General features: G+C 69.1%; 27 protein-coding genes, 4 tRNA genes and 1 pseudogene. 16 read left to right on the top strand and 16 right to left on the bottom strand.

The features are described 5' to 3' along the window. Nucleotides 1-121: 121 nt before the first annotated feature. Nucleotides 122-415, bottom strand: coding sequence for a DUF3144 domain-containing protein (locus CSC64_RS08210; protein ID WP_162434834.1), 294 nt, complete (start codon nucleotides 413-415; stop codon nucleotides 122-124). A gap of 80 nt (nucleotides 416-495) precedes the next feature. Next, nucleotides 496-963: a hypothetical protein gene (locus tag CSC64_RS08205; protein WP_162434833.1), complete on the bottom strand. Its 468-nt coding sequence runs from the start codon at nucleotides 961-963 to the stop codon at nucleotides 496-498. A gap of 786 nt (nucleotides 964-1,749) precedes the next feature. Here CSC64_RS08205 and CSC64_RS08200 point away from each other — a divergent pair. The 13 genes and pseudogenes from CSC64_RS08200 to CSC64_RS08140 all read left to right on the top strand — a co-directional run bounded on the left by CSC64_RS08200 (nucleotide 1,750) and on the right by CSC64_RS08140 (nucleotide 14,800). Next, on the top strand, nucleotides 1,750-2,694 hold the full coding sequence (locus tag CSC64_RS08200) for an integron integrase (RefSeq protein ID WP_238389840.1): 945 nt from the start codon (nucleotides 1,750-1,752) through the stop codon (nucleotides 2,692-2,694). Between the two features lie 21 nt (nucleotides 2,695-2,715). Then, a pseudogene (locus tag CSC64_RS08195) lies at nucleotides 2,716-5,309 on the top strand (DNA internalization-related competence protein ComEC/Rec2); the annotation flags it as partial. Then, nucleotides 5,203-5,901 carry a MotA/TolQ/ExbB proton channel family protein gene (locus tag CSC64_RS08190; protein WP_202922336.1) on the top strand — a complete coding sequence of 233 codons (699 nt, stop codon included), beginning with the start codon at nucleotides 5,203-5,205 and terminating at the stop codon, nucleotides 5,899-5,901. The pseudogene CSC64_RS08195 and the gene CSC64_RS08190, both read left to right, overlap by 107 nt. Before the next feature lie 7 nt (nucleotides 5,902-5,908). Next, nucleotides 5,909-6,343, top strand: coding sequence for an ExbD/TolR family protein (locus tag CSC64_RS08185; RefSeq protein WP_162434830.1), 435 nt, complete (start codon nucleotides 5,909-5,911; stop codon nucleotides 6,341-6,343). After that, nucleotides 6,340-8,091 (top strand): lipid A export permease/ATP-binding protein MsbA, encoded by a 1,752-nt coding sequence (gene msbA / locus CSC64_RS08180; protein WP_162434829.1) that lies wholly within the window; start codon nucleotides 6,340-6,342, stop codon nucleotides 8,089-8,091. Before CSC64_RS08185 ends, msbA begins: the two co-directional genes overlap by 4 nt. Nucleotides 8,092-8,147: 56 nt before the next feature. After that, nucleotides 8,148-9,152, top strand: a complete 1,005-nt coding sequence (gene lpxK / locus CSC64_RS08175) for a tetraacyldisaccharide 4'-kinase (protein ID WP_162434828.1) — start codon at nucleotides 8,148-8,150, stop codon at nucleotides 9,150-9,152. A gap of 78 nt (nucleotides 9,153-9,230) precedes the next feature. After that, a complete protein-coding gene (gene kdsB / locus CSC64_RS08170) occupies nucleotides 9,231-10,010 on the top strand; it encodes a 3-deoxy-manno-octulosonate cytidylyltransferase (protein WP_162434827.1) in 780 nt (259 codons plus the stop codon). Continuing rightward, nucleotides 10,007-10,522: a low molecular weight protein-tyrosine-phosphatase gene (locus CSC64_RS08165; RefSeq protein WP_162434826.1), complete on the top strand. Its 516-nt coding sequence runs from the start codon at nucleotides 10,007-10,009 to the stop codon at nucleotides 10,520-10,522. The genes kdsB and CSC64_RS08165 overlap by 4 nt, the downstream gene beginning before the upstream one ends. Beyond that, nucleotides 10,519-11,931 carry a redoxin domain-containing protein gene (locus CSC64_RS08160; protein ID WP_162434825.1) on the top strand — a complete coding sequence of 471 codons (1,413 nt, stop codon included), beginning with the start codon at nucleotides 10,519-10,521 and terminating at the stop codon, nucleotides 11,929-11,931. Before CSC64_RS08165 ends, CSC64_RS08160 begins: the two co-directional genes overlap by 4 nt. Next, nucleotides 11,928-13,832: an excinuclease ABC subunit UvrC gene (uvrC, locus tag CSC64_RS08155; RefSeq protein ID WP_162434824.1), complete on the top strand. Its 1,905-nt coding sequence runs from the start codon at nucleotides 11,928-11,930 to the stop codon at nucleotides 13,830-13,832. The genes CSC64_RS08160 and uvrC overlap by 4 nt, the downstream gene beginning before the upstream one ends. Nucleotides 13,833-13,842: 10 nt before the next feature. Then, nucleotides 13,843-14,499: a CDP-diacylglycerol--glycerol-3-phosphate 3-phosphatidyltransferase gene (gene pgsA / locus CSC64_RS08150; protein WP_162434823.1), complete on the top strand. Its 657-nt coding sequence runs from the start codon at nucleotides 13,843-13,845 to the stop codon at nucleotides 14,497-14,499. Between the two features lie 37 nt (nucleotides 14,500-14,536). Further along, nucleotides 14,537-14,612: transfer RNA gene (locus CSC64_RS08145), tRNA-Gly, on the top strand. A 114-nt stretch (nucleotides 14,613-14,726) separates the two neighbouring features. Continuing rightward, nucleotides 14,727-14,800, top strand: a tRNA-Cys gene (locus CSC64_RS08140). Between the two features lie 903 nt (nucleotides 14,801-15,703). Here CSC64_RS08140 and CSC64_RS14080 read toward each other — a convergent pair. The 14 genes from CSC64_RS14080 to CSC64_RS08070 all read right to left on the bottom strand — a co-directional run bounded on the left by CSC64_RS14080 (nucleotide 15,704) and on the right by CSC64_RS08070 (nucleotide 23,579). After that, on the bottom strand, nucleotides 15,704-16,072 hold the full coding sequence (locus CSC64_RS14080) for an HNH endonuclease (RefSeq protein ID WP_425501694.1): 369 nt from the start codon (nucleotides 16,070-16,072) through the stop codon (nucleotides 15,704-15,706). Then, nucleotides 16,072-16,332 (bottom strand): hypothetical protein, encoded by a 261-nt coding sequence (locus CSC64_RS08130; protein ID WP_162434821.1) that lies wholly within the window; start codon nucleotides 16,330-16,332, stop codon nucleotides 16,072-16,074. The genes CSC64_RS14080 and CSC64_RS08130 overlap by 1 nt, the downstream gene beginning before the upstream one ends. Beyond that, nucleotides 16,329-16,754: a hypothetical protein gene (locus CSC64_RS08125; RefSeq protein ID WP_162434820.1), complete on the bottom strand. Its 426-nt coding sequence runs from the start codon at nucleotides 16,752-16,754 to the stop codon at nucleotides 16,329-16,331. The genes CSC64_RS08130 and CSC64_RS08125 overlap by 4 nt, the downstream gene beginning before the upstream one ends. A gap of 96 nt (nucleotides 16,755-16,850) precedes the next feature. Then, nucleotides 16,851-17,135 carry a hypothetical protein gene (locus CSC64_RS08120; RefSeq protein WP_162434819.1) on the bottom strand — a complete coding sequence of 95 codons (285 nt, stop codon included), beginning with the start codon at nucleotides 17,133-17,135 and terminating at the stop codon, nucleotides 16,851-16,853. Beyond that, a complete protein-coding gene (locus tag CSC64_RS08115; RefSeq protein ID WP_162434818.1) occupies nucleotides 17,132-17,698 on the bottom strand; it encodes an HK97 family phage prohead protease in 567 nt (188 codons plus the stop codon). The genes CSC64_RS08120 and CSC64_RS08115 overlap by 4 nt, the downstream gene beginning before the upstream one ends. After that, complete coding sequence (locus CSC64_RS08110) at nucleotides 17,698-18,699, bottom strand: hypothetical protein (protein WP_162434817.1); 1,002 nt, start codon at nucleotides 18,697-18,699, stop codon at nucleotides 17,698-17,700. Before CSC64_RS08110 ends, CSC64_RS08115 begins: the two co-directional genes overlap by 1 nt. 76 nt (nucleotides 18,700-18,775) lie before the next feature. Beyond that, complete coding sequence (locus tag CSC64_RS08105) at nucleotides 18,776-19,189, bottom strand: helix-turn-helix domain-containing protein (RefSeq protein WP_162434816.1); 414 nt, start codon at nucleotides 19,187-19,189, stop codon at nucleotides 18,776-18,778. Next, nucleotides 19,186-20,811 carry a hypothetical protein gene (locus CSC64_RS08100; RefSeq protein WP_162434815.1) on the bottom strand — a complete coding sequence of 542 codons (1,626 nt, stop codon included), beginning with the start codon at nucleotides 20,809-20,811 and terminating at the stop codon, nucleotides 19,186-19,188. Before CSC64_RS08100 ends, CSC64_RS08105 begins: the two co-directional genes overlap by 4 nt. After that, nucleotides 20,808-21,089 (bottom strand): hypothetical protein, encoded by a 282-nt coding sequence (locus CSC64_RS08095; protein ID WP_162434814.1) that lies wholly within the window; start codon nucleotides 21,087-21,089, stop codon nucleotides 20,808-20,810. Before CSC64_RS08095 ends, CSC64_RS08100 begins: the two co-directional genes overlap by 4 nt. Next, nucleotides 21,086-21,310 (bottom strand): hypothetical protein, encoded by a 225-nt coding sequence (locus CSC64_RS08090; protein WP_162434813.1) that lies wholly within the window; start codon nucleotides 21,308-21,310, stop codon nucleotides 21,086-21,088. The genes CSC64_RS08095 and CSC64_RS08090 overlap by 4 nt, the downstream gene beginning before the upstream one ends. After that, nucleotides 21,307-21,480, bottom strand: a complete 174-nt coding sequence (locus CSC64_RS08085; RefSeq protein ID WP_162434812.1) for a hypothetical protein — start codon at nucleotides 21,478-21,480, stop codon at nucleotides 21,307-21,309. The genes CSC64_RS08090 and CSC64_RS08085 overlap by 4 nt, the downstream gene beginning before the upstream one ends. Continuing rightward, entirely contained in the window at nucleotides 21,480-21,710 is a 231-nt protein-coding gene (locus CSC64_RS08080; RefSeq protein ID WP_162434811.1) for a helix-turn-helix domain-containing protein, read from the bottom strand. The genes CSC64_RS08085 and CSC64_RS08080 overlap by 1 nt, the downstream gene beginning before the upstream one ends. Before the next feature lie 70 nt (nucleotides 21,711-21,780). Continuing rightward, nucleotides 21,781-22,221, bottom strand: a complete 441-nt coding sequence (locus tag CSC64_RS08075) for a hypothetical protein (RefSeq protein ID WP_162434810.1) — start codon at nucleotides 22,219-22,221, stop codon at nucleotides 21,781-21,783. A 2-nt stretch (nucleotides 22,222-22,223) separates the two neighbouring features. Beyond that, on the bottom strand, nucleotides 22,224-23,579 hold the full coding sequence (locus tag CSC64_RS08070) for a tyrosine-type recombinase/integrase (protein ID WP_162434809.1): 1,356 nt from the start codon (nucleotides 23,577-23,579) through the stop codon (nucleotides 22,224-22,226). Between the two features lie 349 nt (nucleotides 23,580-23,928). Between CSC64_RS08070 and CSC64_RS08065 the strand changes: the two genes are divergently transcribed. The 3 genes from CSC64_RS08065 to CSC64_RS08055 all read left to right on the top strand — a co-directional run bounded on the left by CSC64_RS08065 (nucleotide 23,929) and on the right by CSC64_RS08055 (nucleotide 25,926). Next, nucleotides 23,929-24,012 (top strand) — tRNA-Leu (locus CSC64_RS08065). 43 nt (nucleotides 24,013-24,055) lie between these two features. Next, nucleotides 24,056-25,693, top strand: coding sequence for an FMN-binding glutamate synthase family protein (locus tag CSC64_RS08060; protein ID WP_162434808.1), 1,638 nt, complete (start codon nucleotides 24,056-24,058; stop codon nucleotides 25,691-25,693). Between the two features lie 158 nt (nucleotides 25,694-25,851). Further along, a tRNA-Val gene (locus CSC64_RS08055) sits at nucleotides 25,852-25,926 on the top strand. The last annotated feature ends 158 nt before the right edge of the window (nucleotides 25,927-26,084 follow it).

The raw sequence follows: 26,084 nt of genomic DNA, 5'->3' as shown, positions 1-26,084 counted from the left end.
TGATGGCCCGAGCACATCAACGGCTCACCCTAAGGCCGAATACACGACTGCAACCGTTCCGCTTCCCCGGTCAGATCACTTCGACAACAGCTGCTTGACGGAGGAGTCCATACAGGAATTGTTAGGCCTCTGGTGGCTGCATGTACTCACTGAACTTTCCAATGTAGTCATCCATGTTCTCCTCAAGCATGGCGCGGTACTGCTTGGTGAAGTAGTTAACGGTCTCCTCCTTTGCAGCGGCCATGTCCTCGGCTGAAGCGTGGCCACAAGCACTAACCCACGCATTAAAGCGAGCAGTGGCATACATGCAAGAAGCGCTAACTTTGCCACGAGAAATATCAGCGAGCTGATCATTAGCAAGGTGTATGACGGCGTCTGCACGATTGTAGAAGTCTTTGTCAATGTCTGTGACCACGACACCCTTCCCCTAAGAGGCCTAACGCCTGAGTTAAGCCGCGCCGCGGAGCGGCGTCGGCTTGAATGAATTGTTAGGCCTCATGGCTGGCACACTGCACTGATTGAGCTAATTGTGCCGCCAGATATGCCAAGCTGAAGCCAGCAAGAAGATTGATTGCTGTAGTACTCCCAGAAGCTACCAGACTCTCGCTCTGACTTGATGGGCTGACCATAGGCCGCCAAGGCCTTTGACAGTGGAGCGCCCGGACAGATCCCGGCAGGAGTACAAGCATTCTGCCCCGTGGCGTTGAGCTGGAGCACGCGGCGCGACTTGCCTGGACCAGCCTGCTCTAGCCAACCGATCATCACGGTCAGTCCAGGGTACTCAAACGCAATGCTCTCGCCCGTATCAGATTGCCGTACTGGTTGGCCAAGCACGGCCAAGACTTCGCTCTCCGAATCGTCAAGCGTCACACCGCCGAGACTAAGCTCCTCGTCTGTAACGGCACTACCAAAGTCGGTGGCTGAGCCAGAAAGAAGAGCAACGGCGAGGAGAATGCTGTTCATGAGGCCTAACGCTTGAGTTAAGCCGACCCGCGAAGCGGGTTCGGCTTGAATGAATGGTTAGGCCGCTAGTAGCGACCCTTGAGGTAAAACGCAGAGGCTCGAGCATCAGAGGCTACGACCGGGTCTTGGCTGGACTCAAGTTGTTTGACACGCCGCAACTCATTGCTGCCGCCGATTACCGCCGCAACTTGGATAGCACGCCGTGTCAACTCGGAATGCTCCGAATCCATAGCCAAATTTACGACGCGCAGGGCGCGCTCCTGAAACGCCGGAATGGAAAGCGCCAGTTCTCCAACAACGTCCTGGAGGTGCGATGCCGAAACGTATCCTGGGGGCTTATTGCGAGTTTGTCCCCAAGTGAAGGAAGGCCCATGGGGTCCGCGAGTTACAAGCCAGACCCATACCTCATCTGTCGGATCGCCGCCGAGCCTAGTTATTTCGTTGGCGATTGCACGGTTCATCAGGAGACTTCCATAGAGGCCTAACTGCTATTCGATCCCCGGAGCGGGGTGTTGTGCAGCGTATGCCGGCACCGGCCGGGGCGGCAAGGCGCGAATTCCTACCTCCGATCAATACCCTGGCTGATTGGCCGGCCCGGTCCGCGCGCTAGCCTGCCGGTGTTATCCGGTGCAAGGACGCGCCATGGGGTTATCGGGCAGGAATGGGGGTGTAACCCGGTCCATCCGGGGCGGGGCGGGCAGGACGCGGATTCCGGCCGTCGCCGCGGCCACGCCCGGCGCTTCGCCGGCGGCGGACGGCGCGGCGTCGCCACCGCCGCCGCCGCGCCTGCTCGACCAGGTCCGCCAGCGCCTGCGCCTGCGCCACTACAGCGTGCGCACCGAGCAGGCCTATGTCGGCTGGATCCGCCGCTTCATCCTGGCCAACGGCCGCCGCCACCCGCGCGAGATGGGCGGGCCGGAGGTGGAGGCCTTCCTCACCGTGCTGGCCACCCGCGGCAAGGTCGCCGCCGGGACCCAGAACCAGGCGCTGGCCGCGCTGCTGTTCCTGTACCGCGACGTGCTCGGGATCAACCTGCCGTGGATGGACAACGTGGTCCGCGCCAAGCGGCCGCGGCGGCTGCCGGTGGTGCTGTCGGTGCCGGAGGTGCGGCGCCTGCTGGCGCTGATGGACGGGCAGGCGGGGCTGCTGGCGGCGCTGCTGTACGGCACCGGCATGCGCCTGATGGAGGCGCTGCGGCTGCGGGTCAAGGACGTGGACTTCGCCCGCGGCGAGATCCTGGTGCGCGAGGGCAAGGGCGGCAAGGACCGCCGGGTGCCGCTGCCGCAGCGCCTGCGCGAACCGCTGGCCGCGGCGGTGGAACGGGTGGCGGTGCTGCACGCGGCCGACCTGGCCGCCGGCCATGGCCAGGCGTGGCTGCCCGATGCGCTGGAGCGCAAGTATCCGGCGGCGCCGGGCGAGATCGGCTGGCAGTACCTGTTCCCCTCTCCGGGGCTGTCCACCGACCCGCGCAGCGGCAGGCTGCGCCGCCACCACCTGGACGAGAGCGTGCTGCAGCGGGCGGTGCGCAGGGCGCGACTGCGCGCGGGCATCGCCAAGCCGGCCACCTGCCACACCCTGCGCCATTCCTTCGCCACCCACCTGCTCGAAAGCGGCTACGACATCCGCACGGTGCAGGAGCTGCTCGGGCACAAGGACCTGGCGACGACCCAGATCTACACCCATGTGCTCGGCCGTGGTGCCTCGGCGGTGCGCAGCCCGCTGGACCTGTAGCCGGTGGACGCGGCGCCATCGCTGCGGGAAGCACCCCGGGCGACCGCGGCCCGGCCGCCGCACCCGCTGGGCCTGGCCTGCGCGGCGGCGCTGCTGGCCGGCGTGGTCGCCTGCCTGTTCCTGCCGGCGCTGCCGCCGGCGCCGCTGCGCTGGCTGGCGCTGGCGGCGGCACTGGCCGGCTGGATGCGGGCCTGGCGCGGGCGCGCGGCGGCGGCGTGCCTGCTCGGTTACGGCTGGGCCGCGCTGCACGCCGGCTGGGCGCTGCAGGCGCAGTTGCCGGCCGACCGCGAAGGCGTGCAGGTGCAGCTGCGCGGGCAGGTGGTCGGGCTGCCGGAACACGAGCCGCGGCGCACGCGCTTCGGCTTCCGCGTCGATACCGGGGCCGACGCCGATGCCGATGCGCACGGCCATACCCATGCACCGGAATTCCTGCGCGGCCGCCTGCTGCAGCTGGCCTGGTACGACGACTTCGATGCGCGCGAACCGGGGCCGCGCCTGGGCCTGCATCCGGGCGCGCGCTGGGAGCTGGCGCTGAAGCTGCGCGCGCCGCGCGGGCTGTCCAATCCCGGCGGCTTCGATGCCGGGCGCTACGCGCTGGCGCAGCGGATCGCCGCCAGCGGCCACGTGCGTGCGGCGCCGGCGCCGCGGGAACTGGCGCCGGCCGCCGGCATCGACGCCTGGCGCGACGCGATGGCGGCGCGGATCGTGGCCGCGGTGCCGTCGCCGTCGGCGCGCTTCGTCCGCGCGCTGGCGCTGGGCGATACCCGCGTGCTGGACGATGCCGACTGGGAGCGGCTGCGCGCGGTCGGGCTGACCCACCTGATCGCGATCTCCGGGTTCCATGTCGGCATCGTCGCCGCGGCCTGCGCCTGGCTGGCGTGGGCGGGGTGGTGGCTGTTGCCGGGGCTGGCGCGGCGCTGGCCGCGACCGCAGGCGATGGCGGTGGCCGCGGTGCTCGGCGCGGCCGGTTACACCGCGGTGGCCGGGTTCGCCCTGCCGACCGTGCGCACGCTGCTGATGATCGCGGTGGTGGCCGCGGCGCGGCTGTCGCGGCGGCCGCTGGGGATGGCGCACGCGCTGGCGCTGGCGCTGCTGGCGATCGTGCTGGCCGATCCGCTGGCGGTGCTGCAGGCCGGGTTCTGGCTCAGCTTCGCCGGGGTGGCCTGGCTGCTGTGGTGCCTGCCGCCGCAGGACGGGCGCCGGCGCCTGGTCCGCGATTTCCTCTCGGCCCAGGGCGTGGCCACGCTGGGGCTGCTGCCGCTGGGCGTGGTGCTGTTCAACCAGGCTTCGCTGGCCGGGCCGCTGGCCAACCTGGTGGCGATCCCGTGGTGGAGCCTGGTGGTGGTGCCGCTGTCGCTGCTCGGTACCGGGCTGGAGGCGCTGCACCCGGGCACCGGCGGCTGGGCCTGGCGCGCGGCGGCGGCCTGCTTCGAGCCGAGCTGGCGCCTGTTCGAAGGGCTGGCCTCCAGCCGCTTCGCCCTGTGGTGGCTGCCGGAAGCGCGCGACGTGGCGCTGCCGCTGGCCTTGCTGGGCGCGTTCTGGCTGCTGCTGCCGCGCGGCCTGCCGGGGCGCGGGCTGGCGCTGCTGCTGTGGCTGCCGCTGCTGCATCCGCCACGCGAACTGCCGGCGCCCGGCGAACTGGAACTGCACGTACTGGACGTGGGCCAGGGGCTGGCGGTGGGGGTGCGCACCGCCCACCACGCGCTGCTGTACGACGCCGGCCCGGCCGCGCGCGACGGCTACGACGCCGGCGAGCGGGCGGTGCTGCCGGCGCTGCGCGCGCTGGGCGTGGCGCGGCTGGACCGGGGGGTGATCAGCCATGGCGACAGCGACCACGCCGGCGGCTGGGAGGCGGGGCGCCGCGGCGTGCCGGGGGCGCATTCGCTGGCGCCGGACGGGGCGCCGGTGCGGGTCCAGGCGCCGTGCCGCAGCGGCGAGGGCTGGGAGTGGGACGGGGTCCGCTTCGCCTTCCTGCATCCGCCTGAGTACTTCCCCTACCTGGGCAACGAGGCCGGCTGCGTGCTGCGGATCGCCTCGGCGCATGGCGCGGTGCTGCTGCCGGGCGATATCGGCGAGGTGGTCGAGCAACGGCTGCTGCGCGCGCCGGACCTGCTGCGCGCGGAGGTGGTGGTGGTGCCGCACCACGGCAGCGCCGGTTCCTCGTCGGCCGGCTTCGTCGCCGCCAGCGGCGCGCGGCTGGCGCTGGTGGCCGCCGGCCACGGCAACCGCTTCGGCCATCCACGCGCGGAGGTGGTGCGGCGCTGGCGCGGGCAGGGCGCCGAAGTGCTCGGCACCCCGGATTCGGGCGCGATCCGGGTCTGGATCGGTGCCGACGGCGTCTCGGTGCGCGAGCGCCGGCCCTGGCGCGCGCGGCTGTGGGACCGGCGTGCGCAGCCGCCGGCAACGTGAGCCACGCCGCGGTCCATGGCGGCCGGGCTGGCGCCGGCCCCGCCTTTGCCGTCATCCTTGGCCTTCGTGCGATGCGGCCACGGGCCGGAGGTGGTTCAGGTGTGGGAGCTGGTCAAGGCCGGTGGATGGCCGATGTTGCCCTTGCTGCTGCTGGGCGTGGCGGCCCTGGCGATCATCCTGGAGCGGTTGTGGAGCCTGCGCCGCACCGAGGTCATGCCGCCGCGGCTGGGCGAGGAGGTCCGCAACTGGGCCGCGCGCGGCCAGCTGGACCCGGCCCACATCGAATCGTTGCGGCGCAATTCGCCGCTGGGCGCGCTGCTGGCCGCCGCGCTGGACGTGCGCCACAGGCCGCGCGAGATGATCCGCGAGCGGATCGAGGACACCGGTCGCCACCTGGTGTTCCGGATGGAACGCTTCCTCAGCGCGCTGGGCACCATCGCCTCGGCCGGCCCGCTGCTGGGCCTGCTGGGCACGGTGGTGGGCATGATCCAGATGTTCCTGGGCATCCTCGACCACGGCCTGGGCGACGTGAACCAGCTCGCCGGCGGCATCGGCAAGGCGCTGGTGTGCACGGCCACCGGCATGATCATCGCGGTGCCGGCGCTGATCTTCCACCGCTTCTTCCGCAGCCGCATCGCCGGCTACGTGATCGACATGGAGCAGGAAGCGACCGCGCTGCTGGACGCGCTGGACAATGCCCGCGCCGCGCCCTCGCCGGCGCAGGCGACCCCGGCGCAGGCCGCCGCGCAGGCCGCGGCCCGGGCCGCCGCGGCGCGCGCCGCGGCGGCGGGCGGCTGAGGCGCCGATGCGCATCCGCGACCAGCGCGACTACGACGAGCCGGGCATCGACCTGGTGCCGTTGATCGACGTGATCCTGGTGCTGATCATCTTCTTCGTGATCACCACCACCTTCGACGTGCGTTCCACCCTGCAGCTGCAGCTGCCGGTGGCCAGCGCGCAGGCGCCGCCGCCGGCGCGCACCCTGGACATCCTGGTGAATGCCGACGGGCGCTATTTCATCGGCGAGCGCGAGGTGCTGCGCACCGGCATCGAGGCGGTGAAGCAGGCGATCGCCGAAGCCGCCGGCGACGACCGCGACCAGGCGGGGATGCTGCGCGCCGACGCGCGCACGCCGTACCAGGCGGTGGTGACCGCGCAGGACGCGCTGGCCCAGCTCGGCTTCCGCCGCATCGCGATCGCCACCGCGCCGGATGCCACCGCCCAGGAGCCGCAACCTTGAGCCGCAACGAGCAGCCGGTCTGGCCGATCTACCGCCGCCTGCTCGGCTATACCGGCCGCTACCGGATCTTCCTCGGCGCGGCGCTGGTGGGCATGCTGGTGGAGGCCGCCGCCGGCGCGGCGTTCATCTGGCTGATGGAGCCGCTGACCAACCGCGGCTTCGTCAAGCCCGAGCCGCAGATGGCGGTGCTGCTGCCGCTGGCCATCGTCGGCCTGTTCGTGCTGCGCAGCGCGGCCACCTTCCTCACCGACTACGGCATGGCCCGCACCGGCCGCAGCGTGGTGCGCGACCTGCGCGAGCAGGTGCTGGCCAAGTACCTGCGCCTGCCGTCGACCCGGTTCGACGCCGAATCCACGCCGGTGATGGTCAGCCGCCTGAACTTCGACACCGAGCAGGTCACCCAGGCCAGTTCCGAGGCGCTCAAGACCCTGGTCACCGACAGCCTGACCATCGTCTACCTGCTGGCGCTGATGCTCTACATGAGCGTCAAGGTGACCCTGGCGATGCTGCTGATCACGCCGCTGATCGGGGTGATCGTCTGGTACGTGGGCAAGCGCTACCGGCGCATCAGCGGCGGCATCCAGGACGGCATGGGCAGGATGGCGGCCAGCGCCGAGCAGTCGCTGGCGGCGCAGCAGGACGTCAAGATCCATGGCGCGCAGGCGCTGGAGATCTCGCGCTATTCGGCGCTGGCCAACCGCATCCTCGGCCTGAACATGAAGGTCGAGACCACCCGCGCGGCGGCTTCGGCCATGGTCCAGCTGCTGGCGGCGATCGCGCTGGCGGTGATCGTGGCGGTAGCCACGCGCGAGGCGCTGGCCGGGCGGCTCAATGCCGGCCAGTTCATCAGCCTGATGACGGCGATGATGGGCATCATCCCCTCGCTGCGGCGGATCACCAGCGTGCAGACCGCGATCTCGCGCGGCGTGGCCGCGTCCGAGCGGCTGTTCTCGATCCTGGACGCGGAGGAGGAGGCCGACAGCGGCCGCCGCAGCCTCGGCCGCGCCCGTGGCGAACTGCGCTTCGAGCGGGTCAGCCTGCGCTACCGCGACCAGCCCGGCTTCGCCCTGGACGACATCAGCTTCAGTGCGCAGCCGGGCACGGTGACCGCGATCGTCGGCCGCTCCGGCAGCGGCAAGACCAGCCTGGTGCGGCTGGTGCCGCGCTTCTACGAGCCCAGCAGCGGCCGCATCACCCTCGATGGCGTGGACCTGGACGACTACCGGCTGGCCGACCTGCGCCGCCAGATCGCCCTGGTCGGGCAGAAGGTGATGCTGTTCGACGACACCGTGGCGGCCAACATCGCCTATGGCGCGCCGGCCGATCCGGCGGCGATCCGCGCCGCGGCCGAGGCGGCCAACGCCTGGGAGTTCATCGAGCGCCTGCCGCAGGGGCTGGACACGCCGATCGGCGAGAACGGCGCGCTGCTGTCCGGCGGCCAGCGCCAGCGCCTGGCCATCGCCCGCGCGATCCTGCGCGACGCGCCGGTGCTGATCCTGGACGAGGCCACCGCCGCGCTGGACAACGAATCCGAGCGGCTGGTGCAGGACGCGCTGCAGAAGCTGATGCCCGACCGCACCACCCTGGTGATCGCCCATCGCCTGTCCACCATCGAGCACGCCGACCAGGTGCTGGTGCTGGACCAGGGGCGCCTGGTCGAGCACGGTACCCATGCCGGGCTGCTTGCGGACGGCGGGCTGTATTCGCACCTGCACAGCGCGCAGTTCCGCGACCGGCGCGGCGGCTGAAGCGGCGGGCGAGTGGCGGACGAAGTGGCGTATCTGGGCAGGGAGGAAGGAAAGGGATGAGCAGGAGCGCTCCGCAGACACCGGCCTGGTGGTTCGGCGATGCACCGGTGCCGTGGTGGGCGCGGTTGCTGGCGCCGCTTTACGCCGCCGCGGTGGCGCTGCGCCGGCGCCTGTACCGCGCTGGGCTGCTGCGCCAGCGCAAGGTGGACGCGCCGGTGGTGGTGGTCGGCAACCTGGCCGCCGGTGGCGCCGGCAAGACCCCGCTGACCCTGGCCCTGGTCGGGCAGCTGGTCCAGGCCGGCTGGCGCCCGGGCGTGGCCAGCCGTGGCTACGGCCGCCGCGACGCGGGCACGCCGCGCTGGGTCACTGCCGACACCACGCCGGAGGAAGGCGGCGACGAACCGGTGCTGATCGCCCGACGCCTGGCCGTGCCGGTGCGGGTGGACCGCGACCGCGCCGCCGCGGCGCGCGCGCTGGTCGAGGCCGGCTGCGACGTGGTGGTGTGCGACGACGGCCTGCAGCACTACCGGCTGGCGCGCGACATCGAGATCGAAGTGGTCGACGGTACGCGCCGCTACGGCAATGGCCGCCTGCTGCCGGCCGGGCCGCGGCGCGAGCCGGTCGAGCGCGGCCGCTACTGCGATTTCCGCGTGGTCAACCTCGGCCAGGACGGCGGGCAGGGCGGCACCGGCTTCGGCGAATGGCCGATGCGGCTGCACGCGCGCGCCGCGGTGCCGATGGCCGGCGGGCGCACCCGCGCGCTGGAGTCCTTCCGCGACGTGCGCGTGCATGCGGTGGCCGGGATCGGCAATCCGCAGCGCTTCTTCGACCCCCTGCGCGGGCTGGGCATAGGCGTGGTGCCGCATGTCTTCGCCGACCACCACGCCTACACCGCCGCGGACCTGCAGTTCGGCAACGACCTGCCGGTGCTGATGACCGAGAAGGACGCGGTGAAGTGCGCGGCCTTCGCCGACGCGCGCTGTTTCATGGTGCCGGTGGATGCGGAATTGCCGGCGGCGTTCCGGGTGGCGCTGCTGGAGCGGCTGGGGCGGCGCGGGTAGGGCCCGCGAGCCGCGACCCGCGCAGGATGCGCCCGGGGCGCCATGCCTCCTACAATCCCGGCATACCCGGAGGATGCGATGGATCCGCAACCCGACTTCGTCGTCGCCGTGCCCGCGCGCCGCGCCGCCAGCCGCCTGCCGGGCAAGCCGCTGCGCCTGCTCGGCGGCGAACCGCTGGTGTTGCATGTGGCCCGCCGCGCGCTGGCCGCCGGTGCGCGCGAGGTGTGGCTGGCCACCGACGATGCGCGCGTGGCCGATGCGGTTGCCGGTGTCGCCGGCGTGCGCGTGGCGATGACCTCGCCCGACCACGTCTCCGGCACCGACCGCCTGGCCGAATGCGCCGCGGTCGCCGGCTGGGACGACGACACGGTGGTGGTGAACCTGCAGGGCGACGAGCCCTTCGCCCCGGCCAGCGGCATCCGCGAAGTGGCCCGCGCGCTGGTCGACAGCGGCGCGCCGGTGGCCACCCTGGCCGAGCCGGTGGTCGACGTCGAAACCCTGTTCGATCCGAACACGGTCAAGCTGGTCCGCGCCGCCTCCGGCGACGCCCTGTACTTCAGCCGCGCGCCGCTGCCGTGGCCGCGCGATGCCTTCGCCCGCGACCGCCACACCCTGCCTGGCGGCGGCCACTGGCTGCGCCACATCGGCATCTACGCCTACCGCGCCGGCTTCCTGCAGGCCTTCGCACGGATGCCGCCCGGCACCCTGGAGCGGATTGAGTCGCTGGAACAGCTGCGCGTGCTCGAGGCCGGCCACCGCATCGCCGTGGCGCTGGCACCGGAGCCGTTCCCGCCGGGCGTGGACACGCCCGAGGACCTGGCCCGCGCCGAGGCGCGGCTGCGCGGGGCCGGCGCATGACGCCGGCGCGCGCGGCCGGCGCCACGCGGCTGCTGGTGGTGTGCCTGGGCAACATCTGCCGTTCGCCGCTGGCCGAGGGCGCGCTGCGCGCGCGCATCGAAGCCTCGCCGCTGGCCGGGCGGGTGCGGGTGGATTCGGCCGGCACCGCCGGCTGGCACGCCGGCAAGGCACCGGACAGGCGCGCGATCGCCTGCGCCCGCGGGCACGGCGTGGACATCGCCGGGTTGCGCGCGCGGCAGCTGCGGGCCAGCGATTTCGTCGACTTCGACTGGCTGCTGTGTGCCGACGCCGACAACCTGCGCGACGTGCGCGGGCTGGCCCCGGCGGCAGCCCGCGAACGCGTGGCGCTGCTGCTGGACTGGGCCGGCAGCGGGCAGGGCGGGGAGGTGCCCGACCCCTACTACGGCGACGACGCCGGCTTCGAGCATGTCTGGCGACTGGTCGATACGGCGGCACAGGCGGTCGGGGCGCGCCTGTGCCACGCGCCGGCGTCCGGCATAATCGGGCCATGAACGCGGCCCCCCTCCAGGAACTGCCCCGCGAACTGCCGTGGCTCAACGCCCAGGCTGCTTCGCTGCACGAGCTGCGTGGCCGCCCGGTCGTGCTCGCCTTCGTCAACGCCGCCTCGGCCTGGTGCGCGCAGCGGCTGGCCGAACTGGCGCAGTGGCAGGGGCGCAATCCCGGCCGCATCCAGGTGCTGGTGGTGCAGGTGCCGCGCTTCGACAGCGAACGGGTGCCACAGCGCTCGCTCAAGCTGCTGCGGCGGTTGGGCGTGGCCGCGCCGGTGCTGCTCGACGCCGACTGGACGGCCTGGCAGCGCTACGGCATCGAGGCCTGGCCGACGCTGGTGCTGGTGGACGCCGAAGGCCAGGAGCGCGAGCGCTTCGTCGGCCTCGGTGGCGACCTGGAGCGTTCGCTGTTCGCCCTGGTCGAAGGCCTGCCGCGGCCGCTGGACGAGGACCTGCTGTCGACCGAAACCTCGCCCGAGCCGCGCCTGCCGCTGCGGTTCCCGACCGGCATCGCCGCCAGCGGCGACCGCCTGTACATCGCCGACAGCGGCCACCACCGCATCCTCGAATGCAATCCGCATGGCCGGGTGTTGCGCCAGTTCGGGCTGGGCACCGCCGACTTCATCGACGGCCCGGGCGACCATGTCGCCTTCAACCGCCCGCAGGGCCTGGCCCTGGAGCGCGAATACCTGTACGTGGCCGACACCGGCAACCATGCCCTGCGCCGGATCCACCTGCGCAGCGGCCAGGTCGACACCCTGTGCGGCAACGGCCGCGCCGGCGACCCGGTGGAAGGCGCGGTCAACCCGAACGCACGCAGCCCGCTCAACCATCCGCTGGCGCTGGCCGTGGCCGGCAACCAGGTGCACATCGCCAGTGCCGGCGACAACCGCATCTGGAGCTGCGACCTGGGTCGCGCCGAGTTGCACCTGCGCGCCGGCTCCGGTCGCCTGGAACTGCGCGACGGCAACGCGATGATGGCCGCGTTCGCCCAGCCGGTCGGCCTGGCCGCGGTGCAGCAGGTGCTGTACGTGTGCGACGCGCTCGGTTCGGCGGTGCGCTCGCTGCAGCTGCGCACCGACCTGGTCCAGACCCTGGTCGGGCAGGGTCTATGGGAGTTCGGCGACGACGACGGCCCGCGCTTGAGCGCGCGCCTGCAGCATCCGCTGGGCATCGCCCTCAGCGCCGACGCGCCGCTGCTGTGGATCGCCGACAGCGGCAACGGCATGCTGCGCACCCTGCGCCTGGGCGGCGGCGAACTGAGCACGGTGGAACTGCCGCGGCGCCTGCACGGCCCCACCGGGCTGGCCATCGCCGGCGGCGCGGTGTGGATCGCCGAGACCGACGCCCATGGCGTGCTCCGTTACGACATCGCCACCGGCGGCCTGGACGACGTGTCGATCAGCGAATGAACGACCCTGCGGGCGATCCAGGGGCAGGGGAGTTCGACGGCAAGGCCTTCGTAGCGCAACTGAGCACCGCGCCGGGCGTGTACCGCATGTACGCGGCCGACGGCAGCCTGCTGTACGTGGGCAAGGCCGGCGCGCTGAAGCGGCGCGTGGCCAGCTACTTCGCCAACACCCCCAGGACGCCGCGCATCCAGGCGATGGTGGCGCAGATCGCGCGCATGGAGGTCACGGTCACCCGCACCGAGGCCGAGGCGCTGCTGCTGGAAAACCAGCTGATCAAGTCGCTGGCGCCGCGCTACAACGTCTCGCTGCGCGACGACAAGAGCTACCCGTACGTGCTGCTGACCCAGGAGCAGTGGCCGCGGCTGGCGTTCCATCGTGGCCCGCGTGCGGTGCCCGGGCGCTACTTCGGCCCCTACGCCAGCGCCGGCGCGGTGCGCGAGACCATGGACCTGATGCACAAGCTGTTCCGCCTGCGCAGCTGCGAGGACAGCGTGTTCCGCAACCGCAGCCGGCCGTGCCTGCAGTACCAGATCGGCCGCTGCAGCGCGCCGTGCGTGGGCCTGGTCGAGGCCGGCGACTACGCCGAATCGGTGCGCCGCGCCGCGCTGTTCCTGGAAGGCCGCAGCGACGAGCTGGGCGAGGAACTGGCCGCGGCGATGGAAGCGGCCAGCGCGAAGCTCGAGTTCGAGGACGCCGCGCGCCTGCGCGACCTGCTGGCGACCCTGCGCGGGCTGCAGGCGCGGCAGTACGTGGACGGCCATGCGGCCAACCTGGACGTGCTGGCGGTGGCGATGCAGGGCAGCAGCGCCTGCGTGCTGCTGCTGGCGTTCCGCGACGGCCGCAACCTGGGCACGCGTGCGTTCTACCCGCGCACCAACGGCGAGGACAGCGCGGAGGAAGTGCTGGCCGCGTTCGTGTCGCAGTACTACGCCGAACAGCCGCCGCCTTCGGAGATCGTGCTCGACCGCGCCATCCCCGACGCCGGACTGATCGAGCTGGCCCTGGCCGAGGCGGCCGGGCGCAAGGTGGCGCTGAAGTCCAGCGTGCGCGGCGAGCGCGCCGGCTACCTGGACCTGGCCCGGCGCAACGCCCAGCTGGCGCTGGCCACCGAGCTGGCCAGCCGCGGCGCGCAGCAGGCGCGCAGCGAGGCGCTGCGCGACCTGCTCGGCCTGGCCGAGGTGCCGGCGCGGATCGAATGCTTCGACATCAGCCACACCCTGGGCGAAGCGACGGTGGCCTCGTGCGTGGTGTTCGACCCGGCCGGGCCGGTGCGCAACCAGTACCGCCGCTACAACATCACCGGGATCGAGCCGGGCGACGACTACGCGGCGATGCGCCAGGCGATCGAGCGCCGCTTCCGCCGCGCGCTGGAGGCGGCGGCCGACACGCCCGCGCCGCCGGACGCACCGCCGGCACTGCCGCGCAACGCGGTGCTGCCGGACGTGCTGCTGATCGACGGCGGCGCCGGGCAACTGGCGCAGGCGCGCGCGGCGCTGGCCGAGCTGGGCGTGGAGGGCGTGCTGCTGGTCGGCGTGTCCAAGGGCGAGCAGCGCCGCGCCGGCGACGAAGCCCTGGTCCTGGCCGACGGCCGCGAACTGCGCCCGGGCGCGGCCTCGCCGGCGCTGCAGTTCATCCAGCAGGTGCGCGACGAGGCGCACCGCTTCGCCATCACCGGCCACCGCGGCAAGCGGCAGAAGGCGCGCACCAGCAGCCGCCTGGAGGACATCCCCGGAATCGGCCCGCGCCGGCGCGCGGCGCTGCTGCGCCATTTCGGCGGACTGGCCGGGCTCAAGGCCGCCGGCGAGGAGGAGATCGCGCGGGTGGAGGGCATCAACGCCGCGCTGGCCACGCGCATCTACGCTACCCTGCACGGGCTGGCCACCCCGGCGGATCCCGGATAGAACCGTTTCGATGAAGTTGACCATCCCGACCTGGCTGACCCTGCTGCGGATCGTGCTGATCCCGGTGCTGGTGGTGGTGTTCTTCCTGCCGTACAAGTGGACCAATTTCGCCCCCGCGGCGGTGTCCACCCTGGCCGCGGTGACCGACTGGCTGGACGGCTGGACCGCCCGCCGCTACCACCAGTACTCGGCGTTCGGCGCCTTCCTCGACCCGGTCGCCGACAAGCTGATGGTGGCCGTGGCCCTGTTCCTGATCGTGCAGGGGCATCCGACCCCGTGGATGGCGTTCTGGGCCTCGGTGATCGTGGGGCGCGAGATCGCCGTGTCGGCGCTGCGCGAGTGGATGGCCGAGCTGGGCCAGCGCGCCACGGTGAAGGTGGCCACGATCGGCAAGGTCAAGACCGTGGCCCAGATGGTGGCGCTGTCGTGCCTGCTGTATGCGATCAACCCGCGCCAGGTGCTCCAAGGCGTCCATCCGCTGCGGCCCGGCGAGGGCATCTGGTTCGGCGAGTTCGTCTTCCATGCCGGCGACTGGCTGCTGGCCGCCGCCGCGGTGCTGACCCTGTGGTCCGGGTTCCAGTACCTGCACGCGGCCTGGCCGGCCCTGCGTGCCGACGAACAGGCCGCCGCCGACCGGGCCCGCGGGGAAAAGCGCAAACAAGGTTGACAGCCTCGCCGGAATCCCTAAAATGCGCGTCTCCCAAGCGGGAATAGCTCAGTTGGTAGAGCGCAACCTTGCCAAGGTTGAGGTCGCGAGTTCGAGTCTCGTTTCCCGCTCCAGACACGACAGGACCCGAAGGCGCCCGGCGCCGGAAGGTTCGAAAACCAGACCCCGGCAACGGGGTTTTGTTTTGTCGGCCGGCCGCAGGGCGCTACACTGCGGCGAGCGCCACCGGCCTGGTGGCAGAGTGGTCATGCAGCGGACTGCAAATCCGCGTACGCCGGTTCAATTCCGACCCAGGCCTCCATACAAAAGCCCCTAGTTTTCTAGGGGTTTTTCGTTTCTGGGGAGTAGGGAGCGAATGGCGGTGCCGGCCTCATATCCGGCACGTATCCGGTGGCGGCTAGGAAATTTCCTACACATACGCGGACAGGGCTCCGATAGCGCGCCACTTTCCGCCCGCGCAACCTGTAGCCGCTGGCAAACGCTCGCGCCACAGGCCATCCACCGCGCGGGCCTCGGCAGGGATGCCGGGGCTGCTGGCGAACCTCCGCCGCCGTCTCCTTCAGAGCGTCAAGTTCAACGCCCTTATCCAGCGAGGTGCCGACCACGGCTTGTAGATCAGGTCCAAGAGCTTCGGCACGGCGAAGATGCTCACGGGTACGGCGCTGGTCTTCCCCCGTGGATCGCTCAGTGTCGGATGCAAAGCTCTCGGGCTGAGGCGGTGGCCCACCAGACGCCGGAATCCGGCGTCTGGTAGATTCCGGATTCAGCGCTTCCCAAATCTCCCTGCGACGCGAGATGGCCGCAGCCCGCTGGGCCGGGGCTGCTGGTCCCAGCCTGCGAGACTGCTGGCCGTAGCATGGCGGCATGGCGCTTCCCGACAACTGCCGCTGGTCTGACTCTAATGGGCAGTCATGCCTCTATCGCAACTTCGCCTGCCTGGCGGTCGTGCGACCGGGACTAGTGACGATTAACCGGGGCCGCAAGAAGGCTCCGCTGCCGCCGCTGGAAGGCGTGTGCGGCTCCATCGAGCACGGGAAGCGGCAGGTCGAGGCGCGGCTGCTTGCGCTCCGTAGGCGAACCGCCAGGCCTTGCCCTAGTGTCACGCCGGCATAGGAAGGGCATCCACGATGCGTGGACGCTAGAAGTTAGCGGCGCGCACGGTGTCCTAGGCTTCGAGCTCTCGTTCGGCGGACGCCCCCCGCGGTCATCGGTCCCAGTGCCCACCCTTCCGGGCCGCGATGCGGGCCGATACCGGGAAGCCATCCGGCCCGATGGCTAGCCTCGCCTTGCCGCCGTTCTCGCGGATGGTCTTGTTACGGTGACAGGGCTCCGCGCAGAGCCACTGACAATTTAAGTCATCCTCGGTGCCTCCTTTGGCGAGCGGTACGCGGTGATCGACTTCCCCGGACTCTGTGACCCTGCCGCACTCCTGACAGGTGAAGCCGTCCCGCAAAGCGATGCGTGCGTTCCGCCGCTGAAGGGCTCGCCCGGTTAGCCGGTTCGCAGCTGTTCTGGAATTACCAAAGGGCTTCCGGGGAGGCGCTGGCCGGTGACTGGGCGGGAGGTCGGGCATTAGTTCTTAGCTGCCTGAGCGCTGCGGATTGTGTCCAGCTTGGCTTGCAGGCTGGCGTGTAGTTCGTCGTCGGTGTTCCGATTCACGGCCGAGAACGCCGCCAGTGTAAACAGCAGGTCGGCCACTTCATCCATCGGCCATCCGCGTTCGACGCCAGAGATCATTAGGACGTTAGCGGCCCACAAGGCAGCAGCGCCGGGGCTCATTTCGGACGGGAGTGCCGGGAGAGTTTCCATGACGAAATGCGGGTCGTAGGTCACTGGGTTTTTTTCCTAGAGAAGATGCGGTCGGGATCGTTGTCGAACTCGTCGAAGGCGTTGAACTCCCACGGGCGCGTCCCGCCGGCATCACGGGCCATACGGCCGGCTAGGTGGCGGTCTGAGCGGCTCTGGGGCGGGAGGCGCAGCTTCACTGAGATGGATGCAGCCCGGCGTGCCTCCATATCTCGCAGCCCCAGCAGGGTCTTTAACTCGGCCAGGTCCGTAGTCGATGCGATTCGCTCGGCCAGGTCGTCTGCCATGCTGTGCGCGCGGATCAGCTCCGTCAGCAGCGGCAGGTCCGAAGCCTTGAACCAATCGGTCGGGAAGCTGCGCACGGTCGCGTCCCACCGCGCTACCTGTTCCGGGGTCATGCCATCGGGGGCGGGCGGAAAGAGGTTCAGGTTGGCGGCAGGTCGGGGCATGGTCTTTCCAGAGAAAACGGGCAGTTCAAGATGTGCACGGGTCGATGCGGGTTCCGGGGATGAATGCCCCAATTGCTGAACGGCCCCCCCCGACGGTCAGTGCAGCACCCCATCCATTCCGGGGTAAACCACACGGGACGCGGTGGTCCGCTTGCGTCCTAGACCATCGGTAACGGTCGCGCTCATCCATGTGCCGTCCGGCGTGATCGAACCCATGCGCTCTGCGTGCTCGCCCGGCTGGATCGCTAGCTGCCGACATGCGGACACGTAAGCCCGTTCGAATGCTGCCCGTGCGGCGGAGAGGATTTGAGCGCCGGTCACTGGATGGCGATGCTCCGGGTCGGTGGGCAGAAAAAATACTTCAGTGTCGTGTTCGTTCATGGATTGCTCCTGATTAGGCGGACTGCGCCGCGCATGTCGACAAGAGGAATGCCGCCTTTGCTCTTGCCGATCTTGGATTCACGGTTGCTTGGAATCGTCACAACGCTGCACTCCAGCCATTCCCAAGACTTCCAGCGCGTGCCAGTGCCGATGGGTTCGCCCTTGATTCCAAGGAATCCGATGCTGAACCCGTCTACTAAACCGGCATCCACCAGCTGCCAGACCTCATCGGCCTTGGCGATGCCACTGGCAACCTCGGCTTTGATCCGGATGCCGTCACTGGTCGCGGTCGCCTCGCGGACCCAGCCGATGGGCTGGGCGTGGGAGTGCATCCAGAGCAGCGGCAGCGGCAGCTTCCACCGGCCGCCGGATGGCTCTACAACGTCGCCGTGGCGGTCAACGTTCCGCGTAGTGGCAAGGCCGGTAATGACCCGCTTGCCGTCGCTCATGAACTTCTGGACGTGCGCCAGTTGCAGGTCCATCCGCTTCTGCACCATCGCGCGGCCTTCCAGTACGTCCAGCCGTCGCCGCAGTGATGCGACCTCTTGTGCGATGGTGGTCATTACGGCGATTCCTGCACGATCACCAGGTTGGCATCCGGTGCAGCGGTCAGCAGGAAGGTCCGGGTCGCCATAAGGCCCAGGCAGTTGGTGGTGAAGAGGGACACCAGCTCAGCGGGCGCAGTTGGGCTATCTCTAAAATCCACACTAGCGTGACCTGCCGAACGCAGGACAAGGCCGTAATCGCGCAGTGCAAGCAGGCTTGCCGGAATAACGGTGATGCCAGCGATGCCAGTCACGGGGACGATGGACACGCCGGGCACCAGCTCCCCGCCGGAGATACCCAAGCCAGACTTGTTGGCATCGCTCAGGGCCAATGCGGCAACCGTTCCGGGCGAGGCAGCCACCACATAGCCCGCGCTCGACGGCGCTGCCTGAAGCGCAGTGCGAAGGTCAGCCACCGGGTCGCCAGTCCCGGCGACGATGGTGCTGGACGTGTCGGTCAGCGAGCTGATGACAGCCGCATTGGTCGCACCCAGTACCGACGACGTAAGTTCGGTTTCAAAGATGCGCGTGCCGGCAGCGCGCGCGAGCTCCTGCGTGAGAACCGTTATCGCAGCAGCCTTGATCGGGTCAGCATCGGCCACAGTGATGCCGGCATTCTTTACCGCGATCGGGAAGCCTTCAGCGACTACGTTCGCAGTGAATCCAGAGGCGGCCAAGGCATAATTCAGGTTGCCGGGGATAACTGCCGCATACCGCGCGATTTGATCCAGCAGACTGCCGCCGGCGTGCGACTCGATGTAGCTGGCGGCAAGCTCGGCAGCAGCGCCCTCCCCCCAGCGACCATCGACGATCTCAGCGCTGGCCTTCGAAACAAGTGGGTTCGCGTGCCGGCTCAGGTGGCCCTCAGCAGCGTCAGCACGGCCGGCGCGCATCACGGTCAGTGCGCCTTCCACAAAGGCGGCCGCCTTGTTGGTGATGGAAGATTCGGTTGCGCCGTTCATGGCGACGGTGAGCGCGGTGTGCGCGCGGGAAAGGGCGGCGTGCTGCAGGTGGTCCATGGTCTATTCCATTGAGAGGAGGGGCGGCGTCGTCTCGACGCGGCATGGCCAGTTGGCCACAAGTGCTTCTAATAGGTCATTCGGTGGCGCATTTCCTAAGTCGCTCGATCTCGCGGGGCACGTTGCCGATCTCGGGGATCGTCGGAACCTGCTGCCTCAGCGCGTCGGTCAACGCGGCCGAGACGATGAACCAGGTTCCCGCCAGTGCGCCGGCGGTAGCTCGTTTGTGCGGGCCTTCGATCATGCGGTGAGCCTCGGCTATCGCGCAGGCGACCAGTTCAGGGACGCGCCCGGCAAAAGCCTGCAAGGCCGCGTCGGCGTCACAGGTATCCCGCCACGCGAGCACGGCGTGGGGGTCAATCAGTGCTGCGCCACCTGTACCTCTCCGGCCTCGGCGTGCAACCGGAGCGCCGGCACTGAGCCATCGGCGCAATGTCCGGGGCGAGATGCCCAACGCCCGGGCAGCCTCCCGCAAGGTCAGCCCGGTCATGGGCGGCACCATGCGCAGCCTTCGCCAGCACAGTGGGGGCACGGCTCCTTGTGCAGACTGGCGGGATGACCGTCATTTGCGTCATTTGCGTCATTGGATTCCCGGCGAAATGACGGTTGTGACGGTTGTGACGGTTGTTTCCCCGTACTGCACAAGCGCAGGTTGCGCGCCGTGGCGTTCCTATCCGTGGTGATCTCGATCCCTTGAAGTCGCAGGGCCGGGGCGAGTCGACGAATGGCACCAGACAGGCCACGGGGAGACCTGGGCCAGCCTTGCGACCGGACGGTAGATTCCTCGGCAACGCCCGCAAGGGCAGACAGCAGTTCGGCAGCGGTACCCGACCACTCCGCACGGGCCCGGATGAAGCTGAGCAGCACGCGCCCCATCGGCGATCCATCCACGCCAGCGCCCAGTCCTTCGTCCAAGTTGTTGCTGTAAGCGTTAAGGAACTCGTCGGCGGTGAACCCAAGGGCAGGCATCCCGGCGGCAGACCACACCGCGAAATCAGCCATACGCGGCAGGCGCTCGATCCTCACGTTCCGATGGTCGCGAATTGCCATCGAGATCCCCGCCAGCAGCCCTCCCAAAATGTGCGGCAAGTCGGCGGCAAAGGACTCCCAGAACTCACTTTCCGTCCGCCGCTCGCGGATCAGGTCCAGCTCGATATGGAGTGAGCGTTCGGCCAGGTCGGGGCGTACTGCTAGATCCTCGATGCCGTTCAGGACCACCGGACGTTGCACCTCGACCAGCACCTCGTCCGTGTTGGAGTAGAGCGCGCGCTCAGAGATGGCTCCTCCAGTGGCAATGCGGCAAAGCGAGTCGGACAAGTCAGGCCCAAGGAAGGACAGGTTATCCAAGGCCAAGAGCCATGCGTTCAGTGCGCCCACCAGTAGGTCGCGGGTATCTTTCGGCGGGGAGCGCACCAGCGCCGCAGACGGGTCCGCGATCATCTTCAGCACGCGGGAGAACGTGCTCTTGCCGGTGCCCTGTTCGCCTTCCAGCACAAGTACGGGGTAGGGGCCACGTGGCCGCATTGCAGAGAGCAGGAACGCGGCGACCAAAGGCCGAAGCGCGACCGGGGCGTTCAGGTACTTCCACAGGCGACCGAAGTCTGGCGTTGCGGGCTCGGGCATCTTCCCGAAGGCACGGGATCGCCTGAACATCGGGGGAGATTGCGACCAGTGCCAGCCATCGGCAGTGACCTCAATGATTCGCCAGTCATCCCGGCCGGGATCAATGCAAACGGCGGAACAACCGTCACGACCGTCATTAGCGTCACCAACTCGCATCCAGACCTTGCGGCACTCCCCCCTGAACTTGGCGATGCTCGTCAGGGTAGTGACCGCATCGCTCAGGGCGTTGCGATTGCATCCACGCTCGGTCAGGGCGAAGTATTCCCCCGCCAACACCTCGCGGTAGCCGGGTGACTCGACCGCGTGTACGGCCACACCCGTGCGGGCATAGGCGGTCCCATCAGGAGCGTGGAACAGTTCATGGCGGCAGCCAAGGTCCAAGAGAATGTCCGGCTGGCGTCGCGGCCTGCCTTCGGAGTCAGTCACCTCAACGGAAGCCGGAATCTCGGCCAGGTTGGGGTCCATCCACGAGTCGTCCATGATGTTCATCCGAGCACCACCCGAGCGTCGAAAAGCCGGGCGGCGATCTTGTTCAGGTCGTGCCGTTCCTCGTCAGTCAGGCCGAATCCGCCGGCCAAGGTGTTGGCGTGGCGCTGGACGGTTTCTACGTCATCGCAGGCAACATCTACGGCCAGCGCAAAGGCACTGAGCCGGCGTTGTAGGCGTTGGATATGCTTAGTAATATCAAGGGGTACTCCGCTCGCCAGCTCAGTACCTGCGCCTCGACCGTTACCAGCGGCCGGGGCGCGCTCGTTTTGGAGGGTCATACTCCCTCCTTGCGCAGGGCGTCTGCGAGTTTGAGAACGTGCCGACGGGCACCTTCAAGGCGAATGGCGAGCTGCTCAGCGGCAGCCGGATGCGGGTCGCGGTGTAGCGTCGCAAACGCGGCCGCCAGCCCATCGCCAATATCGACAAGAGGGCGGAGCAGGTCAGCAGCGCGCGGGGCGTGCAGGGCTTGCAGTTGGCTCAGGTGGGCTGCGGTGTTCATGCAGTCACCTCGCGGTCCATGGCTTCCGTTGCCAAGTTCACCAACCGGGTGACAGCGTCGATCAACGCCGGATTCGGCGGGTTGGCGGTCTGGACTGCGCGGACCGCGACAACGGCAGCCAGGACTAGCAGGTGGGCCGATACGGACGGGCGGGTGATGGTGATATTCATCACGCACCCGCCTGCGAGTTGTCTCGCTGCTGCTCGATCCAAGCCTGCAGTTGGCGCTTGGAGTAAAAGACGCGGCCTTGGACCGTGAAGAATGGCGGGCCGACCCGCATCCTGCGCCAGCGCTTCAGGGTTTCCGGGGACCGCCGAATCCAGCGGGCGGCCTCCACAGGAGTTGCGTTGTCATCCGCGATGGAATCCCACTGGCGGACGGGGTTTGTATCGGTTTGCATGTGCAGCGCTCCGGTTCATTTGGGGGGCGCTGCCTATGAAAATGCAAAGTCCTCGGAATAAAAAAAGCCGTTATTTCTCTAGGCTCGGATCGGGCCCCAGCGTGGGCAAATGTTCGGCGTAGATGCGTTCGATATGGTCTTTCGTGCAGCCAAACCTAGCTGCCGCTTCCCTAAAAATCCGATCTTCATCTCCGGTCCGGTCAATCCATTGCCGTAGCGACCAGCACAAATCGACATGATCGGGGAGGGATACATCCTGCCCCTTCAGATATTTGACGCCGTTGCTGCCAGCCTTACGCCCCCTCGTTTCGCCAAGAAGAACCTTTGCCGGCTTTTCGCCGTCGGCAAGCCGCTCAAACCACCCGGCAATCAATTCAGCTTCATCATGGGTCAGTAGGCCGGTCTTAACTCGCTCCGCGACTGCACGAAACAGCAGCTTGCGGTCGTCTCCTTTACGGGTTTCATCGAATCGGCGAAGCAGGCTTTGCGGGCGGTTGTTCTCAGTGGTCATCGTCAAGCCGCCTTAGTCTTGGCGCGGGGAGCGATAGGAGTCACGTTGTCGGGCACCGGCTCGCACAGGGAGCGCAGCTTCTCCAACGCCTCGCGCTTCTCTGCCGCGAAGTCATGTTTGGCGTAGTGCTTGTTCTGAACGCCCCCGAGACCGTGCGATTGCAGGTGCGCGCGGGTTTCCATCGGCACGCCCGCAGCCTGTAGGCGCGTCTCGACCGTGATTCGGATTTCGCCCGGGGTGAACGTCTCGGCCACCTCTCCAGCCTCGACCATCGCCTGCGCGACCGTGAGCATTACCCGGCGTACCTGGTGCAGCCCCGCGCCGGTCTTTCCGCCGTTCAAGGTGAACAGGTGGGGGCCGGCTTCGCCTCGCATGGCGTCCAGTGCGTCGAGAGCTTCTGGAGTAAGGGGCACTTCATGCCGGCGCGCCTGCCGGCGGCGTCCTTTGATATCCCGGATCACGGCCACGTCGCCGTCTATGTGTGCCTCGGTCAGTCTTGCCAGCTGGGCGCAACGCTGGGCCCCGGACAGCAGGTGGAAGCGGAGCAGGGCACCGGCGGGCGTCTGCATCTCGCGGATGCGCTGCCAGTAGGCCGCCAGCTCAGGCTGGGAGAGAGGCCGCTTGGCTTCTCCCTCGGCCTCGTCGGCCTGAACGTCGTCCATGCGTGGCCGGTCAACCGTGGTCAGGTCGCGGGCGACGTTAGGGAGGCGCGCGTAGGCAGTAAACAGGTCCGACGCATTGGCCTTCCCTCGGGAGGCCGCCGCCATCGTGTAAGCCGCGCGCAGGTAGCTGCGGGTCTTTTCCGCCTGCCGCCACTTCTCGGCACGGGTCAGTCGGTTCAGGGGCTTCACCAGGTCATCCAGCGTCACGTCCGCCGCTGGCATCTTCCAGAGCTTGGGGAACGGATCGGCAATGGTGGCTTTCAGTTCCCGGCGCACGCCGGCCGCGCTCGGCTTCTTGGCCCGGTCCAGCGCATCGCAGTAGGCATCCAATAGCCCGCCCAAGGTGTGCTGGTCTGTGGCCTTCTTGGCCTGAGCGGTCGCCCGGGATTCCTTCTGTTCCTGCCACGGGTCGCGGCCAGCCACGACGAGGGACCGCAGTTCCTCGGCGCGCTTACGGGCGGCAGACAGGGAAAGGGCGGGGTAGGCCCCCACCACCATGCGGCGCTCTTGGCCGGTGGCCTTGGCCACGTAGACCAGCAGGAAGGTCCGGGTGCCGGCCGGGGTCACCTGAAGGGCGAAGCCGCGCACGTAGTCGCCTTTGCCCGACTCGGCCGGCATGTCGTAGTGGATAACCGGGCGGGCGGGGGCCCCTTGGGCTTTGCGCACGGTGTCGTCGGTGAAACGGAACTTGGCCATAGCGGGCTCCTGCGGGTGGCAGGAAGGGCCCCGGATTACTTGTCCGCGTATCCGCCGGTCAATTCATATCCGGCAAATATCCGGTACAGGGTGCACTTCCTATGACCCGGAGCGTACCCCCATTGTCCGCGTATGACAACGCTGAACCCTTGCCATTATTACCTGAACGTCCCGGATACGTAACAGCGGCGGGACTGGCGGGAGTTCGGCATTCGGGACTGCAAATCCGCGTACGCCGGTTCAATTCCGACCCAGGCCTCCATACCGAAGCCCCTGAGCGATCAGGGGCTTTTTCGTGGGGCTTCACCGCCGCCGCCGGTTGCGGCCGGTGGCACAATGCCTGCGCTGCGCCCGGGTGGTGAAACTGGTAGACACAGGGGACTTAAAATCCCCCATCCGAAAGGGTATGCGGGTTCGACCCCCGCCCCGGGCATGCCGCGGCCCACCGGTCGCCGCCACACGCCACGGGAGCGAGGATGAGCCGTTATTCCGCCTACATCGGCGCCTGGGTCCTGCTGCTGCTCTCGCTGCCGCTGGCCGCGCGCTGGCCCGGATGGTGGTGGGGCGCGGGCATCGGCGCGGTGCTGGTGCTGCTGGGCAGCTGGGACCTGCTGCAGACCCGGACCACGCTGCGCCGCAACTATCCGATCCTGGCGCACTTCCGCTACGGGCTCGAATCGGTCGGCCCGGAGATGCGGCAGTACTTCATCGAAGGCGATACGGTCGAGGCGCCGTTCTCGCGGCAGCAGCGCGCGCTGGTCTACCGCCGCGCCAAGAACGTGATGGACGTGGTCCCGTTCGGCTCGCTGCAGGATGCCTATGCGGTGGACTACGAATGGATCAACCATTCGCTGGCGCCGACCTCGATCGCCGGCCACGATTTCCGCGTGGTCGTCGGCGAAGGGCGCGCGCAGCCGTATGCGGCCAGCGTGTTCAACATCTCGGCGATGAGTTTCGGTGCGCTCTCGGCCAACGCGGTGCGCGCGCTCAACGAAGGAGCGCGGCGCGGCGGCTTCTACCACGACACTGGCGAGGGTTCGATCTCGCCCTACCACCTGGAGAGCGGCGGCGACCTGGTCTGGGAGATCGGCTCGGGCTACTTCGGCTGCCGCGACGCGCAAGGGGGCTTCGACCCGGAACGCTTCGCCGCACAGGCCACCCGGCCGCAGGTGCGGATGGTCGAGATCAAGCTCTCCCAGGGCGCCAAGCCGGGGCACGGCGGGGTGTTGCCGGCGGCCAAGGTCAGTGCGGAAATCGCCGCCACCCGCGGGGTGCCGATGGGCGAGGACTGCATTTCGCCTGCACGGCATTCGGCGTTTTCCACGCCGCTGGAGCTGCTGCAGTTCGTTGCGACGCTGCGCGACCTGTCGGGCGGCAAGCCGGTCGGGTTCAAGCTGGCGATCGGCCACCCCTGGGAATGGTTCGGCATCGCCAAGGCGATGCAGGAACGCGCGGGCATGGAGCCCGACCTGCTGCCGGACTTCATCGTCGTCGATGGCGCCGAGGGCGGCACCGGCGCGGCACCGGCCGAATTCATCGACCACATCGGCGTGCCGATGCACGAGGCGCTGCTGCTGGTCCACAACACCCTGGTCGGGCTGGGGCTGCGCGACCGGGTGAAGGTGGCCGCGGCCGGCAAGATCACCAGCGCCTTCGACATCGCCCGGACCTTGGCGATGGGCGCGGACTGGTGCAACGCCGCGCGCGGCTACATGTTCGCGCTGGGCTGCATCCAGTCGCTGAGCTGCCACACCGACCGCTGCCCGACCGGCATCGCCACCCAGAACCCGCACCGCTGGAAGCACCTGGACCCGGCCGACAAGGCCACCCGCGTGTACCACTTCCACGACAACACCCTGCAGGCGTTGCACGACCTGCTGTGCGCGGCCGGCCTGGAGCACCCGTCCGAGCTGGGGCCGGAACACATCCTGCGCCGGGTCTCGCCGGTGGAAATCCGTTCGCTGGCCTCGCTGTACCGCTACCTGCGCCCGGGCGAGCTGCTCGACCGGATCCCCGACCACGCCGTGTTCCACGACTTCTGGGCCGAGGCGCGCAGCGATGCCTTCCTGCCGCCGGCACGGGTGGCTGCATTGCGCCGGAGCAAGGCCTGCTGAGGGGCACGCTTGCCGCGGCGCAGCCCATCGCGACAGGCCGCTACCGGGAGATGGAGGGGCGATGGCGGAGCGGCGGCTGAACGCGTCCGGCGTTGACCGGATCGCCATGCCCCTTTAACATGCGCAGCCCGCATCGGCAGGTGCGGCACGCGTCATCCGGGCGGTTAGCTCAGCGGTAGAGCATTGCCTTCACACGGCAAGGGTCGCAGGTTCGATCCCTGCACCGCCCACCACGTCAAAGCATCATCCCGCGGGGCCGGCCAACGCCGGCCTTCGTGCTTTCCGGGGCCGGGCGGCGGCGTACATGGCGTTCTTCACATCCTGCGGCGCAGGCGGTCGCGCCTATACTCCACGCAGGACGGCGGGGAGCATGACGCATGATGCGGAAGGC

Origin of the sequence: Pseudoxanthomonas koreensis (genome assembly GCF_010093225.1) — a bacterium.
GTDB classification, from domain to species: domain Bacteria; phylum Pseudomonadota; class Gammaproteobacteria; order Xanthomonadales; family Xanthomonadaceae; genus Pseudoxanthomonas; species Pseudoxanthomonas koreensis.
The sequence above is the reverse complement of the archived record's forward strand: the minus strand, read 5'-3'. Positions and strand labels throughout refer to the sequence as shown.

What these genes read in the sequence shown, in the direction of transcription:
- CSC64_RS08205 (WP_162434833.1), bottom strand. Translation starts at nt 963, where the DNA reads ATGAACAGCATTCTCCTCGCCGTTGCTCTTCTTTCTGGCTCAGCCACC.
- CSC64_RS08185 (WP_162434830.1), top strand. Translation starts at nt 5,909, where the DNA reads ATGCGCATCCGCGACCAGCGCGACTACGACGAGCCGGGCATCGACCTG.
- lpxK (WP_162434828.1), top strand. Translation starts at nt 8,148, where the DNA reads ATGAGCAGGAGCGCTCCGCAGACACCGGCCTGGTGGTTCGGCGATGCA.
- kdsB (WP_162434827.1), top strand. Translation starts at nt 9,231, where the DNA reads ATGGATCCGCAACCCGACTTCGTCGTCGCCGTGCCCGCGCGCCGCGCC.
- CSC64_RS08165 (WP_162434826.1), top strand. Translation starts at nt 10,007, where the DNA reads ATGACGCCGGCGCGCGCGGCCGGCGCCACGCGGCTGCTGGTGGTGTGC.
- CSC64_RS08160 (WP_162434825.1), top strand. Translation starts at nt 10,519, where the DNA reads ATGAACGCGGCCCCCCTCCAGGAACTGCCCCGCGAACTGCCGTGGCTC.
- uvrC (WP_162434824.1), top strand. Translation starts at nt 11,928, where the DNA reads ATGAACGACCCTGCGGGCGATCCAGGGGCAGGGGAGTTCGACGGCAAG.
- pgsA (WP_162434823.1), top strand. Translation starts at nt 13,843, where the DNA reads ATGAAGTTGACCATCCCGACCTGGCTGACCCTGCTGCGGATCGTGCTG.
- CSC64_RS14080 (WP_425501694.1), bottom strand. Translation starts at nt 16,072, where the DNA reads ATGCCCGACCTCCCGCCCAGTCACCGGCCAGCGCCTCCCCGGAAGCCC.
- CSC64_RS08125 (WP_162434820.1), bottom strand. Translation starts at nt 16,754, where the DNA reads ATGCCCCGACCTGCCGCCAACCTGAACCTCTTTCCGCCCGCCCCCGAT.
- CSC64_RS08120 (WP_162434819.1), bottom strand. Translation starts at nt 17,135, where the DNA reads ATGAACGAACACGACACTGAAGTATTTTTTCTGCCCACCGACCCGGAG.
- CSC64_RS08115 (WP_162434818.1), bottom strand. Translation starts at nt 17,698, where the DNA reads ATGACCACCATCGCACAAGAGGTCGCATCACTGCGGCGACGGCTGGAC.
- CSC64_RS08110 (WP_162434817.1), bottom strand. Translation starts at nt 18,699, where the DNA reads ATGGACCACCTGCAGCACGCCGCCCTTTCCCGCGCGCACACCGCGCTC.
- CSC64_RS08105 (WP_162434816.1), bottom strand. Translation starts at nt 19,189, where the DNA reads ATGACCGGGCTGACCTTGCGGGAGGCTGCCCGGGCGTTGGGCATCTCG.
- CSC64_RS08100 (WP_162434815.1), bottom strand. Translation starts at nt 20,811, where the DNA reads ATGAACATCATGGACGACTCGTGGATGGACCCCAACCTGGCCGAGATT.
- CSC64_RS08095 (WP_162434814.1), bottom strand. Translation starts at nt 21,089, where the DNA reads ATGACCCTCCAAAACGAGCGCGCCCCGGCCGCTGGTAACGGTCGAGGC.
- CSC64_RS08090 (WP_162434813.1), bottom strand. Translation starts at nt 21,310, where the DNA reads ATGAACACCGCAGCCCACCTGAGCCAACTGCAAGCCCTGCACGCCCCG.
- CSC64_RS08085 (WP_162434812.1), bottom strand. Translation starts at nt 21,480, where the DNA reads ATGAATATCACCATCACCCGCCCGTCCGTATCGGCCCACCTGCTAGTC.
- CSC64_RS08080 (WP_162434811.1), bottom strand. Translation starts at nt 21,710, where the DNA reads ATGCAAACCGATACAAACCCCGTCCGCCAGTGGGATTCCATCGCGGAT.
- CSC64_RS08075 (WP_162434810.1), bottom strand. Translation starts at nt 22,221, where the DNA reads ATGACCACTGAGAACAACCGCCCGCAAAGCCTGCTTCGCCGATTCGAT.
- CSC64_RS08070 (WP_162434809.1), bottom strand. Translation starts at nt 23,579, where the DNA reads ATGGCCAAGTTCCGTTTCACCGACGACACCGTGCGCAAAGCCCAAGGG.
- CSC64_RS08060 (WP_162434808.1), top strand. Translation starts at nt 24,056, where the DNA reads ATGAGCCGTTATTCCGCCTACATCGGCGCCTGGGTCCTGCTGCTGCTC.